Origin of the sequence: Solidesulfovibrio carbinolicus (assembly GCF_004135975.1) — a bacterium.
Taxonomy (GTDB): domain Bacteria; phylum Desulfobacterota; class Desulfovibrionia; order Desulfovibrionales; family Desulfovibrionaceae; genus Solidesulfovibrio; species Solidesulfovibrio carbinolicus.
On record NZ_CP026538.1, the window covers coordinates 1595168 to 1612411 of the forward strand.

Annotated in this window: 12 protein-coding genes and 3 tRNA genes; 6 read left to right on the forward strand and 9 right to left on the reverse strand. The window is 67.7% G+C overall.

Translation table 11 applies throughout. From position 1 onward, the window contains the following. Window positions 1–123: 123 nt before the first annotated feature. Complete coding sequence (locus C3Y92_RS07065) at window positions 124–609, reverse strand: hypothetical protein (RefSeq protein ID WP_129351115.1); 486 nt, start codon at window positions 607–609, stop codon at window positions 124–126. Between the two features lie 351 nt (window positions 610–960). Here C3Y92_RS07065 and C3Y92_RS07070 point away from each other — a divergent pair, with 351 nt between their 5' ends. The 4 genes from C3Y92_RS07070 (at window position 961) to C3Y92_RS07085 (ending at window position 5184) form a co-directional block, all read left to right on the forward strand. Next, a complete protein-coding gene (locus tag C3Y92_RS07070; RefSeq protein ID WP_129351117.1) occupies window positions 961–2610 on the forward strand; it encodes a hypothetical protein in 1650 nt (549 codons plus the stop codon). 29 nt (window positions 2611–2639) lie between these two features. Then, on the forward strand, window positions 2640–3884 hold the full coding sequence (locus C3Y92_RS07075; protein WP_129351119.1) for an MBL fold metallo-hydrolase: 1245 nt from the start codon (window positions 2640–2642) through the stop codon (window positions 3882–3884). A 77-nt stretch (window positions 3885–3961) separates the two neighbouring features. Beyond that, a complete protein-coding gene (locus tag C3Y92_RS21665; RefSeq protein ID WP_268932633.1) occupies window positions 3962–4093 on the forward strand; it encodes a hypothetical protein in 132 nt (43 codons plus the stop codon). A gap of 83 nt (window positions 4094–4176) precedes the next feature. Beyond that, window positions 4177–5184: a SphA family protein gene (locus C3Y92_RS07085; RefSeq protein WP_129351121.1), complete on the forward strand. Its 1008-nt coding sequence runs from the start codon at window positions 4177–4179 to the stop codon at window positions 5182–5184. A 271-nt stretch (window positions 5185–5455) separates the two neighbouring features. Here C3Y92_RS07085 and C3Y92_RS07090 read toward each other — a convergent pair whose 3' ends face one another. The 4 genes from C3Y92_RS07090 to C3Y92_RS07105 form a co-directional block, all read right to left on the reverse strand. Further along, entirely contained in the window at window positions 5456–5818 is a 363-nt protein-coding gene (locus C3Y92_RS07090; protein WP_129351123.1) for a translation initiation factor Sui1, read from the reverse strand. An 83-nt stretch (window positions 5819–5901) separates the two neighbouring features. Continuing rightward, window positions 5902–5978, reverse strand: a tRNA-Asp gene (locus tag C3Y92_RS07095). A 101-nt stretch (window positions 5979–6079) separates the two neighbouring features. After that, window positions 6080–6156 (reverse strand) — tRNA-Asp (locus C3Y92_RS07100). Window positions 6157–6173: 17 nt separating this feature from the next. Continuing rightward, window positions 6174–6249 (reverse strand) — tRNA-Val (locus C3Y92_RS07105). A 143-nt stretch (window positions 6250–6392) separates the two neighbouring features. On the opposite strand from C3Y92_RS07105, the gene C3Y92_RS07110 reads away from it, so the two are divergent. Continuing rightward, window positions 6393–7259: an esterase/lipase family protein gene (locus C3Y92_RS07110; RefSeq protein WP_129351125.1), complete on the forward strand. Its 867-nt coding sequence runs from the start codon at window positions 6393–6395 to the stop codon at window positions 7257–7259. Window positions 7260–7445: 186 nt separating this feature from the next. On the opposite strand, the gene C3Y92_RS07115 is transcribed toward C3Y92_RS07110, so the two are convergent. Then, window positions 7446–8678, reverse strand: a complete 1233-nt coding sequence (locus C3Y92_RS07115; RefSeq protein WP_129351127.1) for a type IV pilus twitching motility protein PilT — start codon at window positions 8676–8678, stop codon at window positions 7446–7448. A 12-nt stretch (window positions 8679–8690) separates the two neighbouring features. Next, window positions 8691–14174, reverse strand: coding sequence for an alpha-2-macroglobulin family protein (locus C3Y92_RS07120; RefSeq protein ID WP_165352077.1), 5484 nt, complete (start codon window positions 14172–14174; stop codon window positions 8691–8693). A 125-nt stretch (window positions 14175–14299) separates the two neighbouring features. On the opposite strand from C3Y92_RS07120, the gene C3Y92_RS07125 reads away from it, so the two are divergent. After that, a complete protein-coding gene (locus C3Y92_RS07125) occupies window positions 14300–15154 on the forward strand; it encodes a hypothetical protein (protein WP_235669641.1) in 855 nt (284 codons plus the stop codon). Window positions 15155–15293: 139 nt separating this feature from the next. Here the strand turns inward: C3Y92_RS07125 and C3Y92_RS07130 are convergent, their stop codons facing one another. Further along, the gene (locus C3Y92_RS07130) at window positions 15294–15710 is read right to left on the reverse strand and encodes a PPC domain-containing DNA-binding protein (RefSeq protein ID WP_129351133.1); all 417 of its coding nucleotides are present in this window, start codon (window positions 15708–15710) and stop codon (window positions 15294–15296) included. Next, entirely contained in the window at window positions 15707–17173 is a 1467-nt protein-coding gene (locus tag C3Y92_RS07135; protein WP_129351135.1) for a M48 family metallopeptidase, read from the reverse strand. The genes C3Y92_RS07130 and C3Y92_RS07135 overlap by 4 nt, the downstream gene beginning before the upstream one ends. Between the last annotated feature and the right edge of the window lie 71 nt (window positions 17174–17244).

Genomic DNA, 17244 nt, shown 5'->3' on the forward strand with positions numbered 1-17244 from the left:
CGGGGCCGTTTGCGTTGAGGGGACTCCGGCCGGGCTTGGCAAGGCCTTCAAGCGCAAGTAGGCCGGGAGGGGCTGGCCTGGGGATAGGCCGGTCTCGGTTTTGGGGCCGTAATCCCCTGGGGTTTAGTCCCAAAAGCCGGTCTGTCGAAAATGCAAGGTCATTTGGCCGCAACGCGGGCAGGGATAGCCGCCGCCAAGGAGTCGTACGACCTTGTTGTCCGCGAGACGCCACTCGGCCACGGATTCGCCATCGACCGGGGCGACGGCCGGATCGGCCAGTGAGGCGAGGGGGCCGGTGGGGCAGGAAGCCGGGCGCGTCCCCGGATCAAGCAGATTGATGAGCACGAGGCTGCCGTTATCCCGGCAAAGGGCCGGGAACAGACAGACGGTGCGAAAGTTGGCGAAGCCGCCGAAAAGGGGCAACCGCTCCACATGGTAGCCGCACGGGCACGAAGCCTCGGCCAGGATGCCGGCGGCCACAGGCCGGGCCAGAGTCGGCAGGCCGACCAGCAGGCAGGCTAGCAGCGTCGAAAGCGCAAGCAGGCGACGGGCGTGTCCAGGCCGGCTGGCGGAGTGGGCGCTGACCGGCGGCATGGGGTGTGCGGACATGAGGGTTCCTTGGTTGTCGTGCGGCCGGCTTGCCGGGCAACGGGAGGCGCGGGCGGCTCCGACGTCCGGCAACGGGCTGGCTTGGCGTTTGCCGGGTTCGGGGCAGAGCGGCTGTAGCGTTACGGCTGGGGCCGTGACCATTTTTCCTTGGGCTACAGTTTTTTCCCTGTTTTGGCGACGGGGCACGTCTGGATGGCGTTGCTGGCCGGGCGGGGCAGCCTCTGGCCAATGAGCAGGCCGTGGGGAAGAGCTGGCTTTTTTGCCCGGCTTGGGTAGAGGGGAGATGCGGTCCGTTGACGCCGAGGAAACGGCCCGCGTTTGGCTGCGCCTCAATTTGCGTGCGGAGGAAACATGCCCCCATTTGTATGCCGCGCCGCCCTCCGCCTTCTGGCCCTGGGACTGTTCGCGGCCGCCTTGCCTGTTTTCGCCGGGGCGGCCGACCCGGACCCGGCCGCCTTTTTGCCCAACGACGCGCGCTACAACCCCTGGATTTGGCCCCTGGCCCGGTTCGGCGGCCAGCCCGGGCGCTATGCCTTCAACATCCACATGGGCTTTTGCAATGTGGATTATTTCTGCGAAGTGGACACGCCGGCCGGGGGCAAGCTCTTCAAGGACGTGCGCCGCACGGCCGCCGACGACGTGACCCGGGAGGTCCTGGCCCGCATCGACGCCCTAAACGACGTGTCCCGGCTCACCGTGCGCTACGGCGTGGGCAACGTCTCCCCCGAGGCCCTGCGGGCGCTGTTGCCGCGAACGGGAGCCATGGCGCGCATCGAGGAGGGCCGGCAACATGGCCGCTGGGGCAATCCCGAGACCCATGCCAAGGTGTTTCAGTGCGACGACGGGGCCGGCGAATATTACACCGTCCACGGCTCGCTTAATCTCCAGACCGTGGGACTCACTTGCAAGGGCAACAACGCCCTGCGTTTCGTCGAGGCCGCCCCGAACCTCTCCGCCGCCTTTAGCGCCCTGGCCGCAGCGGCCGGAAGCGGCGACGGGACCGGCCTGTTTCCGGGCGGGCGGGGAACGGCCGACTCCAGCGGGGACGATCTGCCGCCCCATGTTGTGGGCGACTATCTGGTGCGCTTCTATGGCGGCCGGGGCCAGGCCTTTGTGGGCGGCTTTCCGGCCCAGGCAGAACGGCCCTGGCCGCTGTATCTCAACGCCCCCTATCCCGGGCAGCACGCCCCGGGGGTGATCGACTGGTACGACGCCGTCATCTTCGACGCCGCCGCCGAACTGCGCCAGGGCCGCGACGTGGTCCTGGATGTGGCCATGTTCGAGATCGGCCCCACGGCCTATTTCATCGACAACCTCTACCGCTTCGTGGTCGAGGGCTTCGCCGGCCGGCGCGGGGAGGACCGGACGCGAAACGATTCCGTCCCGGCCGTGCGCCCCGGCAACCTGACCGTGCGCCTGCTCTGGCAGTTCCAGGGCGGCGATCCGGCCGCGCCGACGGCCACGGCCGCGCTGCTTTCCGGTCCTTCGGTCCTGCGCCGGGTCGATGCGGCCACGGGCAAGGCCTTCACCCTCGAATCGGCCCTGGTCTGGCCCAGCCTCGACGCGGCCGGCCGGCCGGTCAATCCCGGCACACCCCGGGACATGCACAACAAGTTCGTGCTTCTCGATGTGCCCGGCCACGAGACCGGCCGGCGCATTTACGTCTCCTCGTCCAACCTCGACACCCCGGGCCTGGGCAGCGGCCGGCTCTGGCAGGCCGGGACCATCGTCGCCGCCCGGCCCGGCAGCGGGCTGTGGAGCGGGGGTAACGCCCAGGCCCGACAGTTGTTTACCGCGTACAAGCACTATTTCGAACTGCTCTGGGCCAGCCGGGAAGGCCAGCCCGGAGCCGGCCAGACCGCGTTTCACGAGGCGATTTCCAGGGAGCACCTAGCCGGGCGCGTCAACTGGATCGAAACCGCGCCGGACGGCGCGCCGCCGTCGCGGCCGCCGCGTCCGGGCATCGACGCCTTTTTCTTCCCGGTTCCGCTGTATCGGTGACGCCAGGGGCGCGCCGCAAGGAGGGTTCCATGAGTCCAGTTCGCCATGCAGGCTTGAGCTTGCCGCGTCGTCAAGGGCAGCGCCGGGCTTCCGCCGACCGTCCGGGCGGCCGTCTGTCCCGGGCGGCCAACCACAACACCGTGCTCACGCTGCTTGGCACCACCGGCGGCATGACCTGGTGGCCGGACTGCGACCGGGCCAGCGCCTCCCAGGCCTTGGCCGTGGGCGACGCGCTTTACGTCATCGACCTCGGCTTCGGCGCGACCCGTCGCCTGGCCCAGGCCTTCAACCGGGGCCAATACCTCCGGCGCGGCCGGGAGCGCATCCAGGGCGATCTGACCACCTTCCTGGCCAATGTGCGGGCCGTGTTCCTGACCCATCTGCACATGGACCACCTGGGTGACTACGCGACCTTTCTCGAAGTCGGGGCGCGTTCGGGCTACGGCGGCGGTAAAAGTCTCGTCGTCATCGGCCCGGGCGAACGGGGACGGCTGGAGGAGAACCATTCGGGCTACGCCGGCGGCATCATGACGGCCGAAGCCGGGGGCGGCTGTCCGGCCACGCCCACGCCCGGAACGAAACGCATGACCGAGCTGCTGCTGCAGGCTTTTGCCCAGAACTTCAACGACTGCGCCCGCGACGAAGGCTACCCCGACCTCACCCGCATTCTCGACGTCCGGGAGATCGGCGACCCGGCGGCCATCCCCTGGCCGGCCGGTTTTGCCCCGCCCGATCCCGGCCGGCCCTGGACCGCCGCCGACACCTGCCCGGCCATGGCACCGTTTGCCGTCTACGAGGACGACCGGCTGCGGGTTACGGCCGTGCTGGTCGACCATTTCCAGGTCTACCCAAGCTTTGCCTACCGCTTCGACACCGACGACGGCGGCGTCGTCATCTCCGGCGATACCGGGCCGGACACGCGCGGCAATCTCCAGCGCCTGGCCCGTGGGGCCGACGTGCTGGTCCACGAGGTCATCGACCAGGCCTGGATCGAGTCCGCCTTTGCCGGCGTTGACAGGAACCATCCGGCCTGGCCGCTGTATGACCACGTCATGACCGCCCACACCAGCTCGGCCGATCTGGGTCGGGTGGCCGCCTCCTGCCAGGTCAAGACGTTGGTGCTTAGCCACATCGCCCCGGGCAATACGCCGCCCTGGCGTTTCCAGGCCATCAAGCGCGACTTCCCGGGCCGGCTTGTCGTTGGCGAGGACCTTATGGAGATCGGCATCGGCCGGCCTCTCGGACGCCCGGGGGCTCGACGCCGGGCTGACTGAAGCAGGCAGAGCGCTTCGACAAGACCATCTGGTCCGTCGTCGCCGACACGGCCCGGCTGCGCTACTATTACTGCAGCATGGACAACAAGAACTGGCGCTACGTGGACGTGGCCAAGGCCCTGGCCGGGGCCAAGGGCATAAGCGCCATCCCGGTCTTTATTCCGGTGGAGTATCCAGACACGACCGGCCAGGCCGTGCCCATAAAATAGCGTCCGGCTGATGCCGCAACGCCGCCTGCAACGCCCGGCCTCGCCCCGGCTCAACCCGCAACCCCGCGCCAAAGGATGCCGCCATGCCGACTTTTCCAAACGCCGCCAGACGTCTTCACGTCGCACGACTCCTTCTCGCCCTGGCCGTCTGGGCCGTTTGCGCCGCCGCGCCGGTCCCGGCCCGGGCCGCCGAGGGCGGGGTAAGCCACTACATCCTCGGCGCCTACGGCGATTTCCTCATGGGCTATATCCCGGCCGGCGGGTTTTACGTGCGAAACGACACCTTCTACCAGTCCGCCCACATGGATAAGTCCCTCAAAGGCGGCCGGGCCTATGCCGGGGTCGATTCCACCATGGCGATGAACCTCACCAAGCTCTCCTACCTGTTCGACGTGCCGGCCATGGGCGGTTTTCTCGGCGTGGGCGTGGGCGTGCCGATCATCATAAACGAGCACATCACCGGCGATCTGGCCGCCGACTGGAGCCACAAGTCGCGCGCAACCGGCCTGGAAACGCCCCATCACCTGGCCTACGGCGGCGGCGGCGACCGGGGCGGGCTGTCCGACATCTTCCTCATGCCGGTCATCGCCGGCTGGAACTTCGGCGAATGCCATCTAGTCGTGTCGCCCATCATCTTTTTGCCGACCGGCTACTACAATCCCAAGAAACTCACCAACCTCGGCATGAACTACGCCAGCTTCGACGGCAACGTGGCCTTCACCTGGCTGTCCAAGAGCAAGATCGAATTTTCGGTCAACGCCGGCTACATGATCAACACCGAAAACCAGACCACCAGCTACCTGACCGGCAACCAGATCCACGCCGACTGGACCCTGGCCTACCATTTCAACGAGCGTCTGGCCCTGGGCGCGGTGGGTTACCTTTTTGCCCAGACCACGCCGGATTCCGGCTCCGGGGCCAAGCTGGGCTCCTTTCTCTCCTCGGGCACGGGCATCGGCCCGGCCATCACCTACACCGTGCCCGTGGGCGGCAAGGAGTTGATGCTTATAACTAAGTGGCTCCACGGCCTGGGCGCGTCCAACAGCCCCATCGGCGACACGGTTTACGCTTCGTTTGCCGTCAAGTTTTAGGCGCGTCTTGCGCCAACGCAAAACGCGCCCGGATCGGATCGATCCGGGCGCGTTTGTATTTAGGGCGTCAGGAGAAAGGCGGGGCGAAGCACGCCGACGGACTTGTAGCGTGGAAGGCCGACCTCGCCGAAACAGACTGACCGTCGCAGGGCGATGGGCGTTTTGCCGGCCTGTTGCGGGCTTTGTGCGGCAGGCCGGGCTGGTCATGCCGGCTTCGAAGCCGCTGACTACCGCCAAGGCGTCATGTTGCGCCCGGCATCACGGGGAATACTCAGCCGCCGGCCAGCTTGACGACGTAGCCGCGCTTTTTGAGTTCGGCGGCCAGCAGCTCGCGGTTGTCGCCCTGAATCTCGATGACGCCGTCCTTGACCGCGCCGCCGCAGCCCAGGCGCTGCTTGAGTTCCCGGGCCAGGGCGTCGAGTTCCTTGCCGACCAGGGGCACTCCGGTGACCAGGCACACGCCTTTGCCCTTGCGGCCCTTGGTCTGGCGGCTAATGCGCACCACGCCGTCCCCGGCCGGAGCCTTGGCGGCGGCGCAGGAACAGGCCGCCGGGGCGTGGCCGCAGCCCGGGCACAGGCGGCCGGCGTCGGTGGAATAGACAGGCACGGAATCGGCGGGGCGTTTGGGCGGCATGGCGGTCTCCTTGGCCGAAAAAAACAAAAGGCCCCGAAGGTGTCGCCTTCAGGGCCTTGTCAGGCGCAAGCGCCTTTGTGATCTGGCGGGGCCGACGGGACTCGAACCCGCGCCCTCCGACGTGACAGGCCGGCGTTATAACCAGCTTAACTACGGCCCCAGATCAGGGGTGCAGTCCGCGAGGCAATGGAGCCTCAAATAAGAAACCTCAAAGGGACTGCGCGTTGAGGTCCCGACAGACGCGTGGCGTCTGGTGCGATCTGGCGGGGCCGACGGGACTCGAACCCGCGCCCTCCGACGTGACAGGCCGGCGTTATAACCAGCTTAACTACGGCCCCAGATCATTGACAAAACGTGGTAGGCGGAACAGGGCTCGAACCTGTGACCCTCGGCTTGTAAGGCCGATGCTCTCCCGACTGAGCTACCCGCCCGCCCGGCGAGAAACGGTATCTACGCACCTCCGCCCTGGTCGTCAACAGGTTTTTTGACCGGCGTTTGACGTTTTGATTTTCATTTTATATTTCAAGGAAATGACAGTTCACAAAAAGGCCGCCGGCCAGGGAGGCAACGCCCCATGACCATCCTTGGCTGGCTGATCGCCTTGCCCTTGGCCGTGGGCGCGGTGGTGGCCGGGGTGAGCTACGCCGCTTTTGGCTGGTTTGCCCTGGCCGGACGGGCCGTGCTACTGTCCCGGGGCTGCCCCGGACGTCGGGCCGCCTGCGTGCTGCGGGGGCTGGCCTCGGCCCTGGTCGCCCAGGCGATCATGGTGACCGCCTATCCCCTGGGGCCGCTTTTCCAGGCTCGCCGCAAACCCGGCCGTCTCAATGGGCAGGACAACGACGCGGCCCCGGTGGTCGTGTGCCTGCACGGCCTCTACCACAACCCCTCGGCCTTCTGGCGCATCCGGTGGGCCCTTGGCCGAGCCGGGATCAACCGCGTCCTGATCCTGGGGTATCCGAGCTTTCGGGACGATTTCGAGACCGAGGCGGCCCGGCTGGCCGCGCGCCTGCGGGAGCTCGTGCCGCCCCGCGCCCCGGTCTGTTTTCTCGGCCACAGCCTGGGCGGCCTCATGGCCCGGCGGCTGGCCGCAGAGTCGGATTTTTGCGGCCGCACCCGCTGCGTCGTGACCCTTGGCACACCGCACCAGGGCAGCGCCCTGGCCCGACTGGCCGTGGGGAAACTTGGCCGCTCGCTGACCCCGGAGAGTAAACTCTTTGGCTGCCTGAACGCCTTGCCCGATCCGCCCGGAGCGCGGCTGGTCGCCCTGGCCTCGCCCGTGGACAACCTGGTCGTGCCCGACCGCGGACTTGTGCCCGACCGACCGGGCTGGGAACTGGAGTGCACCGAGCCGGTCTCCCACGTGGCCATGCTCTATGCCGGCGCGACCGTGTCCCGGGCCGTGGCCCTCGTCGCGGCCTGCGTTGGCGGTGGCCGGGCCTGAGGCCCGGGCTGCACGTCCCTAACCCGCAAGCCGCCCACGGCTCCGTGGTTGCCGGCCGAGGCACCCGGGGGGCTCGGCCGTCGTGGCCTTGCTGCCGCCCAAGCCTGCATCTGACGCCCGGCTCGCCGGACAAAGGAGGCGGCCCGCAGCGGGCCGGGCGGTGAAGCTTGCCTGCCGGGTCCGGCCTCAGGGCGTCTTGCCGTGCATCTGGGCCACCAATTCCTCCAGGGAGACGGCGTCGTCAATGCGGTAGGGTTCGGGGGCCTCGCCTTCGAGCTCGTGGACGGCCTTTGGCGGCTGGCGCGGCTCGGGTGGGCAAGGCGGGGCCTGGGGCGGCTGGGCCAGGCTCAGGCCGGGCTGCTCCGGGGCCGGACGGATGGGCGGCGCGGCCTGGCCCGAGGATCGGAAGGCCAGGGCCGGCGGGGTCAGCTTGGCCTTGGCTTCCAGAAATTCCTGGCGGTAGCGCTCGAAGGTGAACATGCCCTCGGCCTTGCCGGCCTGTTGGAGGTTTTCGATCTGGTTGAAGCGGTTTTCCCGGATGATGTTGCGCAGGGCCGGGGCGCTGACGGCCATGGACAGCACCGGGACGCGAAAGCCGGCCTTGGGCAAAAATTCCAGATGCTGCACCACCACCGCGCAGAGGCAGGAGGCCAGTTGGGAGCGGACGAAGTCCTGGGCGTCCGGGGCAAAGGCGTTGCACAGGCGCAACAGCGCTTCCTCGGCCGTGGCGGCGTGGAGGGTGGCGATGACCAGATGGCCGGATTCGGCGGCGTTTACGGTCAGGCGCATGGTCTCCGGTTCGCGCAGCTCGCCGACCACAATGACGTCGGCATCCTCGCGCAGCACGTCCTGAAGGCCTTGCTCGAAGCTTTGAAAGTGCGCCCCAAGCTCGCGCTGGTCAATGAGCGAGCGGTCCGAGGCGAAGCGGTATTCGATGGGGTCTTCCAAGGTCACCACATGGGCCGGACGGGTTTCGTTGATCTCGCGCAGCATGGCCGCGATGGTGGTGGACTTGCCGTTGCCCGTGGGGCCGCAGATGAGGATAAGCCCAAAGGGCCGGGCGCACAGGGCGCGCAGGGACGGATGGAGGTTCAAATCCTCGAAGCTCGGGGCCGAGGCCGGCAGAAACCGCACGGCCAGCCCCAGGCCGTCGGCGGTGTGGAAGGCGTTAAGGCGCATCTGCGACTCGGTCAGGCGGGCCGAGAAGTCCACGGACCAGCGTTCGGCCAGGATGCGGCGCTGACGGTCGGTGGTCAGGCTGGTCAGCAGATCGTCAAGTTCCGCGGCGCTAAAGACGATGTCGCGCTGAAAGTGCAGTTGGCCGTTTTTGCGGGCGGCCGCTGGCTTGTCCGCCCGCAGGTGCAAATCGGAAACGTTGCTGCGCACGCACGAAGCAACCAGTCGTTTGAATTTTTCCATAACCCTTCGGCGCTATTTCCCGGCCGCCGTGACGGTAAAGGTTGCCGCCTCGCCGCTGGCTCGCAACTCCGGGGCGTACATGGCCTCGGCCTGGGCCGGCGGCAGGCTGAAAACGCCCGGGGTCACGGCCCGCAGCAGGGCGTAATGGGTCTGCCAGGCATCTTTTTTCAGATCGGCAAAGAGCAGGATGCGGTCGTCGCGCAGGTCGAGGTGCGCGGTTTCGCCCTCGCCCGGCGTTTCCATCCAGGGCAGGCGCTCGGTGGTGGCCAGGCGCGGGTTTTCCACTTCCAGGCCGGCCGGGAGCAAGTTTTCGAGCACCACGTTGGCCACAGGCCCGGCGGTGGCCCGGGCGGCGAACTTGACCACCACCAGCGCCCCTTGGGGCACGGTGTTGCCCTCGATGGGCTTGCCGTCGCGGGTCAGGTAGGTGCGCGCGATTTCCAGGCCGGCCGATTGTGGGCTGTAGGCGGCGGCCGAGGGGATGCCCCGGGTGCGCACGGCATAGTAGCAGCTGCCGGGCTGGTAGCCCGGGTCGAGGTCCAGGCGCAGGTCGCCGGGTTGGCTTAAGCCCCGAAGGCTTAAGACCTTGGCGCTGGTGACGTCGGAGAGCAGCCCGGAGCCGGCGTAGAGCTTGCCGGCGAAGGGCTTCTTGGCCTGCTGGCGGGCGTAGAACTTGCCCAGGGCCATGAGCGCGAAGGCGTTTTCCTGGGTGGACGGGTAGGCCTCGCCCTCCAGGAGCCGGCCCACGTCCACGGCCAGGCTGCCCAGGCGCGGATCGGCCGGGGCGGCGTCGAGCAGGGCCGAGAGGTAGAGCGCCTTGTCGCGCAGGGTGGAATCAAGCGTTCCGCCGGTCTCCTTGCGCGCCTCGCCCGAGGGGGGCGGGCCGGCCAGGAGCCTGTCGGCGGCCCGGGCATTGCCCACGGCGGCGTAGGCCGCGCCCAGAAGCCCGCGCGCCTCGGCGGGCAGAGGCTTGCCCGAGGCGTCGCGCAGGTTGTCCATGGCCCCGATGTCGGCCCGGCCGGCCCGGGCCTGGACGTAGAGGGCGTAGGCGGCCAGTTTGGGGCCGTCGGGGGCGTCGAGCTTGGCCTCGCGGCCGGTCTCGGCGGCAAAGCGCAAGGCCTGGGCCAGGGCTTCCTTGTCCACCGGGTAGCCGGCAGCGGCGGCTTCCACGAGGAAATGAGCGGCATACAGGCTCATCCAGGCCTGCGGCTCGTCGCCGCCGGGCCACATGGAAAAGCCGCCGTTATAGAGCTGCATGCCGGTGATGCGCCGGATGGCGGACAAGACCATGCCGGCCGGATTGTCCCGCTCGAAGCTGCCCGGGTCCATGGCCCGAGCCAGATCGGCGAAGTAGAGCAGCGGGAAGGCCTTGGACGTGGTCTGCTCCAGGCAGCCGTACGGGTAGCCCAGAAGCGACTTCAGATTGCCGGAAAACCGGATCAGCGGATACGGCCCCACGGCCACGTCGCGCTTGGCCGAGCCGGGCAGAAACTCGCCCGAGGCCAGTTCCGGGATGGTGAGGCTGGCCGTTTCAAGGGCTCCCGAGCGCACCGATGTGCGCGGCGGCAGGGGCGAGCGCACCGGCAGGGACACGGTGTCGGCCGTGGTCTCGCCGTTGCCGGAAACGGCCAGGGACAGGCTGGCCAGCCCCTCGGCCTGGGCGGCGGTCAGATCAAAGGGCACGTTGGCCGTGTCGCCCTTGGCGATGGACACGATGCGCGGCGAACCGACCACCGAGACCGGGCCTGTGGCGGACAGGGCCACGGTGAACGAGCCGTCCTTGCCGGTGTCGTTGCGCACGGTGAGCGTGGCTTGGGCCTTGTCGCCAAAGCCCAAGAAGCGGGGGAAGCTCGGCAGCACCACCACCGGGCTTTTGACGATGGTTTTGGCTTCGGTTCCGGCGAAGCGCCGACCGGACAGGCCCACGGCCATGAGCCGCACCTGCCCCTGGAACTCAGGGATGTCGAAGCGCACCTCGGCCTTGCCCGTGGGGCCGACCAGCACCGGGCCGGACCAGAAGGCCACGGTCCGGGCCGCCGGACTCTGGGAGCGTACGAACCCGGACAAGTCTTCCAGGCCGTCGCCGCCGCCGGCCAGGGCCTTGCCCATAAGCGGCGCGACCTCGGGCAGGAGCAGGGCAAAGGTGTCGCTGGTCTCCACCTGCAACTGGCGCTTGGCGTAAAAGGCGGCGAAGGGATCGGCGGTCTTTTGGGCGATGAGCTGCAAGATGCCTTCGTCCACGACGGCCACGGTGACAAGGCTGCCGGGAGGGGCCGAGACCTCGGCGGCCAGGGTCGTGCCGGGCCGGATCTCGGCCGGCGCGGCAATGGCCACCGGCAGCCTGCCCGAGGCCTTGTCCACGCCGATGGGGGTCGCGCCGTAGGCCCGGGACGGCGCGCCGGGCACGACGTTTGCCGTCTTTTTAACCAGCGTGGCCGTGATGTAGACCCCGGGCAGATACTCGGGCTTTATCGGCACCAGCACCTCGCCGGTGTTGCCGGGCAGGTCCACGATCTGGACGTCGTGGATGGCCGTGCCCTCCACGGCCACCAAAAGTTTGCCGCCAAAGGGCGCGCGCACCTGCACCTTGGCCGTCTCGCCCGAGGCGTAGTCGGCCTTGTCGGTCTTAAGCTCAATGCGGGCCGGGTTCTCCATGGCCCAGGGCGAGTAGCCAAAGCCGCCGGCGTAGAATTCGAGCTGGGTGGCCGCCCCGGATTCGGGGTCTTCGAGCACCACGCGGTAGCTGCCAAAGGACGGCGGCGTAAAGCTCACCTTGCCCTTGCCGGCGGTAAGGGCCACGTCCTTGGATTCCACAAGCTTGGGGTCGCGCACGGATTCGTACTTGAGGGTTCCGCCGTCCTTTCGCAGCACGGTCTGCCATTCGTCGCGGTACAGGGTGGCGGAGAGGGTCGCCGTGGCGGCAAGCTTGCCGTCGCTGGCCACGGACACGCACTCGAACGCGGCCGGCTTGCCCGGGGGCAGGGCATCGCTGGCCAGGCGCTTGAGCCCCGGATAGGCGGCGTAGACATGGACCGGCATCCGCACGAGCCCGGCCACGCCCCGGCCGCCGCCTTCGCGCACCCGGGCCGTGAAGACGGCTTCCAGGGCCGCCGGAGGCGACAGGTCGCCGGGCAGTTCGGCCGTGAACGAGGCCTTGCCCTCAGCGTCCAGGGAGGCCGATTCCTGGAAGAATTCGCTGTCCTCGAAGCTGCGCTCCGGGTCGCCGAACACGTACTGCTCGTAGCCCTTGGGCGCGAAGGCGGCCTTGACGAGCCGGCCCCGGGCTTCCACCGGCAGATCGGCCCCGGGCGCGCCAAAGAGGTAGCGGCCGGTGACGCCAAAGGCCACGGGCTGGCCGGGTTCGGCCTTGGCCGTGTCGGCGCTAAGGGACACGCTGATGCGGTCGGGCACGAACTCCTCGACCTGGAAGCGGTACTGGCCGATGACCGTCTCGCCGGTGACGATTTCCAGGCTGTAGGCCCCGGTCAGGGATTGGCTGGGCAGGGCCTGCTTGAGGCTGACCGCGCCTTCGGCCCCGGTGACGGCGGCCTGTTCGCCGATCTTGCGGCCCTGGGGGTCGGACAGGCGGATGAGCACCGGCATGGACGGCGGCACGCCCAGGCGCACGTCGCGCACCACGGCCAGCCCTTCCAGGGTCTCGCCCGGGCGGTAGATGTCGCGCTCGCCGTAGACAAAGGCGGTGTAGCCGGTGGCCGGCATGACCGCGCCGCCGACGTCGAGGCCGGCGTCGTCGGCCCGGAAGCGGTCGTACAGCAGGAAACTCACGTCGGCCCCTTTCTGGGCGACGACGAGATAGGGGCGCTTGTCATAGTTGGCCCGGGGATTGACCTTGGCCCGGAAAAGCCCCTGGGCGTCGGTGACGCCGGCGGCGAGCTCCTGGTTCTGGTGGGAGAAGACCTTGACCGAGGCCCCGGCCAGGGGAGCCAGGGTGGTGGTGGAGGCGGTCCAGACCAGCAGATCGCCGGGGCCGGACTTGGCGACGATGCCGATGTCGGTGAGGCACACGAACCGCTGGTAGCCCTCGAACTTGCCCGGGACGGTGAGCGCTATGCGGTAGAGTCCGGGTTCATGGCCCTGGATGTATTTTTCCAGATTGACCGGGGTGATCTCGGCGGCGTTGCTCTTGTGGCGCAGGGGCACCCGATCGCTGAAGATGCGGTCGCCCAGGTTGGAGTTGACCCCGCCGCCGCCGTAGTCGTCCTCGAAGGCGGAGTAGTCCATGGTGAAAAGCGGAAACATGTTGTTGAAATAGACCCGGTCGATGGACACCTCGGCGGCGGCGGCGTTGACGCTTTTCACAGCCAGGTTCTTGTAGCCGTTTCGCGACAAAAATACGCCCTGGTCGCGGAAATCGACGGACGGGGCCAGATCCGGGATGCGCACGGTCTTGGTCGCGTTTTCACCCAGGACCGCGCCGTCGCCGGCGGTCAGCCCTTTTTCCAGGGTGACGGCGTATTCCCGGCCGGGTTCGAATTCGCCGCTCAAAATGAGTTCCGCGCCGTCGGCGGACAGTTCGGTGGCCAGATCCGGTTCGATGCGGATGTGGCCGGCCGCGGCCTCGCCCGCTTCCACTGGGGTGGACATGAGCAGGCGCACGGCGGCCATGCCTTCCTCGGACACGGCCTTGGCCTCGCGCAGGCGCAAATTGGGGTCCAGGGCCACCGGGATGACGGCCACGGCTTCGCGGTTAAGGCCGATGCTGCCCTTTTCCGGTCGCAGCCCCGGGGTGATGACGATTTTCACGTCGCGCTGCTGGGGGGTCTTTTCGATGGGATCGGAGACGAATTCGAGCTTCTTGGCGGCGTAGGTGGTGGTGAGCGACACGGACACGGGTTTGTCCGGGGCGCGGGGATCGATGAGCTTGATGTGGTTGACCAGGGCCTTGGGGTCAACGGAGCGGTTAAAGGCCGCCTCGCCGCGAACCACCACCATGGCCCCGCCTTCCGGGGCGGGTTCGAGGTGGGCGGTGAGGCGGGCCACTTCGAAGCTGCCGTAGCTGGCCTGCCAGGAGTCCTTGCCGGCCAGGGTCTGGGGCGGGGTGAGAAAATCCTGGCCCTTAAAGGCGATGGTGTAGACCGTGGCCTGGGCAAAGCCGTCCTTGGGCTCGAAGCGCAGCATGTAGGGCGAAACCCAGGTCCAGCGGCCGGGGAGGGCCGGCTCGATGGCGGCCGGGTCGGCGGCCGGGGAAGCCCCTTCGCGGGCTCCGGTCACGGGCCGGTCAAAGGCGGCCAACAGGTAGCGGCCGCGCTCGGGGTCCATGGCCAGTCCGGCCACGCGCACGGCGTCGAGGTTCTGGGGCGCGGCCGGCTGGGCCGGGGACTGGACGGTCGCCGGGGCCTGGGGCGCGGGGGGCTCCGGCGCGGGGGCTGGCGCGCGGGCCAGCAGGACGAATTCACCGGCCGCGATGCAAAAAAGGATGGCGATGAGCCAGTTTTTCCAGGTCTGCCGCGAGCCGCTGTGTTGGGCGTCGTTCATGCCGGCCTCCAGTAGCTTCATTCATACCCTGGCGCGGTTTTTTTTCAACCGCGATGATCGGGAATCCCGCGTTTGCAATACGCGCCGGCTCTGATACCCGAAAGCCATTCCACCGAGGAGGCGTTATGCGTCGCATGTTCACCCGCTTCATGGCCCTGGCTTTTGCCCTGGGCGTCTGTTTGGCCCTGCCGGAAGTCGGCCAGGCCCAGGAGGAAACCCGCAAAACCACGGTCTACGGCATGTTGCGCCAAACGCCCCAGGGCGGCATCGAACTGACAAGCGCCCAGGAACCCGGGGTGGTCTACGTGCCCTTCGACCGGGGCAGCATTATGAACAGCCTGCTGGACATCAAGGTGCGGGTGACCGGGGTGGTGCGCGAGATCGTGGCCCGAAACGGCATCACCTACAAAGTATTGGCCGTGGACGAGGTGACGCCCATGACGGCCGAATACGGGGCCACGACCATTGAGCGCGGCAAGGCGGCGGGGTTGCCCGGCACGGACCTGGCCGAGGTGCACGCCTACCATGACCGGACCTGCTATTTCTATCCGCGCTATGCCGTGGTGGAGTCCCTGGCCGGCTATTCCGACGGCCACGTGCTCAAGGTTTCGGCCCACACGGCGGCGGATTCGCCGGACGCGGTCTGCGAGCTGGCCCAGGGGCGGCCGCTTTTCGAGATCCCCAACGGCGGCGACTTCGCCTTTGCCGGCTTGGCCGGGGACACGCTGTTTGTGACCAACGGTCCGGCCGACGGCTTGCACGGCCTTATGGCGGTCAATCTGGCGGCCCAGAAGCAGACCCTGGACGCCACGGTGATTCCGGGAGCCACGGTGGCCTCGGGAAGCCTGGCTTATGGGGAAAAAATCGAGAGCGGGCGCAAACCGGCCTGCGCGGCCGGCAAGACGGCGACACGGCCCATGCGGCTGGATCTCAAGACAGGGAAGGCGGCTGCGGCCGGCAAGGAGAGCTGCTGGCCGTAGGCATGGCCGCTGGCCGCGAATACCCCGTCGATACCATGCTCCGGCATCCCCATTCCCCCCTTTCGGGTGGGTCCGGGAGGGGCTGAGCCCCTCCCGGCCGCCGGAGGCATCTTCCTCTTATTCTTCCTTTTTCCCTTCACTACATCCCGGTCTGATCCCACAGGGGCAGGCCGGTGGCGGCGTCGAGGCCGCGGTGCAGGCGGGCGCCTTCGATGGGGGTGATGCAGGCTTCGCCGGCGAAGATGATGTTGCCGGGCATGGCGTGGCCGCCGGTGATGGTGAAATCGCCCTTAAGCAGCGTCAGGTGCAGGTGGATGATGGGCTGGCCGTCCTTGAGGGACACGTTGCCCAGGCCGGCCAGGATTTCCGTGCCTTCATTGAGGGTGTGGGTGACGTATTTGCGGGTGTCCTGGGGATAGTAGCCGAGTTCGGCTTTTTCCAGGGCGCCAATCAGGCTCACGTGGCCTTTGGTGATGTTTTTTTCCAGGCAGATGGCCACCAGGGCGGACAGCAGGTCTTCGCCCTTGGGCAGGCGCACGAGCAGCGAGTCGTTCATTCCATGATCCTTTTTTTCCAAAATTCGGAGCGTTTCTTGATGGTTTCTTCAAGCTTGGCCAGCTCGCGCCGGTCGGCGTCGGTCTTGGCCGCCGCCTTGGCCTTGCCCAGCTGGAACTTCACCTGGGGGGGATTGTTGTCGTAGACGGCGGCGTAGGTCAACTGGAGATAGGCGTGGAAGAGGTCGCCGGATTGGCCCAGTATCTGGCCGTAGATGGATCGGATTTCGGCGTTTTCCGGCACCCGCTGGCGGACTTTTTCCAGATAGGCCACGGCTTGGGCCGGCTTGCCTTCCTGGGCCAGCATCCGGCCGTATTCGAAATTGGCGTCGATGTCGGTGGGGTTTTGGCGCAGGGCCGCTTCGAGCAGGCTTTTGGCCCGGGCGAAATCGCGCACCTTGAGATAGTAGCGGCCCGTCTCGCGCAGGACCAGCGGATCATTCGGGGCGCAGGCCACGGCCTCGTCAAAGGCGGCCCGGGCCTGTCCCACGTCCTCCAGGGAACGCGACAGGGCGATGGCCAGGCCGAGCTTGTCCAGGCAAGTCATCTTGTCGCCGAGCTTGCGGAAATAGGCCACGGCGTTTTTGGCGTCGGTGTAGCGGGCGCGCACCAGCATTTGGGCGCGTTTGAAGGCGGCGTCGTTGTTTTTGCGGTCCTGGACGTCCTTGGGCAGCATCTTCACCCGGTCCTTGAGATAGCCCATGCGTTCCTCAAGGCCGGGGTGGGTGCTGAGGTACGTCGGGATGACGCCGCCACCCTGCATCCAGCGCATCCGTTTCATGGTTTCGAAGGCTTCCACCAGCCCGCCCGGCGGATAGCCGGCGGCGACCAGATAGTTCATGCCGACCTGATCGGCCTCGCGTTCGTCGTCGCGGGAGTATTTGAGGTAGGCGTGGGCCGTGGCGGCCTGGGAGCCCACGGCCACCAGGGAGCCGAGGTCCTGGTTGCCGGTGGTCGAACCCAGGACCACGCCGGCCAGGACGCCGACAAGCTGGCCCAGGGACAACAGCTTCATCTCGCCCACGCGCTTGGCGATGTGGCGCTGGCTGACGTGGGCCAGTTCGTGGGCCAAAACGCCGGCCACCTCGGACTCGTGCTCCATCTGGAGGATCAGCCCGGTGAAGACGAAGACGTAGCCGGCCGGTCCGGCAAAGGCGTTGACGGCGTTGTTGTTGATGATGCCGACGGTGAAGGGGAAGGGCTGGGGCGGCATGGCCCTGGTCAGCCGGTCCACCAGGCCAGTGACGTAGTCGTTGATCTCGGTGTCCTCAATAAGCGGCATCCGGGATCGGATCATGATGTTGAATTTCTCGCCGAGTTCCCGTTCGTCCTTGAGGTCAAACGACAAGAAGGAGGCCTGGACCAAGGATGGGGCGAGCAGGGAGATGATGAGCCAAATGGCGACCAGGGTCGCCGCCAGCCGCCGGGGTGCGCCCGGCCGGCGATGCAAGCTTGGGGCGTCCATGGCCGGCCTATACGCCCAACCGGCCGGGAAGGAAAGAGGCGGCGGGTTTGGGTGAACAACCCTGAAGAAAA

Coding starts and splice junctions, on each gene's coding strand:
- C3Y92_RS07065 (WP_129351115.1), bottom strand. CDS start 609: ATGTCCGCACACCCCATGCCGCCGGTCAGCGCCCACTCCGCCAGCCGG.
- C3Y92_RS07070 (WP_129351117.1), top strand. CDS start 961: ATGCCCCCATTTGTATGCCGCGCCGCCCTCCGCCTTCTGGCCCTGGGA.
- C3Y92_RS07075 (WP_129351119.1), top strand. CDS start 2,640: ATGAGTCCAGTTCGCCATGCAGGCTTGAGCTTGCCGCGTCGTCAAGGG.
- C3Y92_RS21665 (WP_268932633.1), top strand. CDS start 3,962: ATGGACAACAAGAACTGGCGCTACGTGGACGTGGCCAAGGCCCTGGCC.
- C3Y92_RS07085 (WP_129351121.1), top strand. CDS start 4,177: ATGCCGACTTTTCCAAACGCCGCCAGACGTCTTCACGTCGCACGACTC.
- C3Y92_RS07090 (WP_129351123.1), bottom strand. CDS start 5,818: ATGCCGCCCAAACGCCCCGCCGATTCCGTGCCTGTCTATTCCACCGAC.
- C3Y92_RS07110 (WP_129351125.1), top strand. CDS start 6,393: ATGACCATCCTTGGCTGGCTGATCGCCTTGCCCTTGGCCGTGGGCGCG.
- C3Y92_RS07115 (WP_129351127.1), bottom strand. CDS start 8,678: ATGGAAAAATTCAAACGACTGGTTGCTTCGTGCGTGCGCAGCAACGTT.
- C3Y92_RS07120 (WP_165352077.1), bottom strand. CDS start 14,174: ATGAACGACGCCCAACACAGCGGCTCGCGGCAGACCTGGAAAAACTGG.
- C3Y92_RS07125 (WP_235669641.1), top strand. CDS start 14,300: ATGCGTCGCATGTTCACCCGCTTCATGGCCCTGGCTTTTGCCCTGGGC.
- C3Y92_RS07130 (WP_129351133.1), bottom strand. CDS start 15,710: ATGAACGACTCGCTGCTCGTGCGCCTGCCCAAGGGCGAAGACCTGCTG.
- C3Y92_RS07135 (WP_129351135.1), bottom strand. CDS start 17,173: ATGGACGCCCCAAGCTTGCATCGCCGGCCGGGCGCACCCCGGCGGCTG.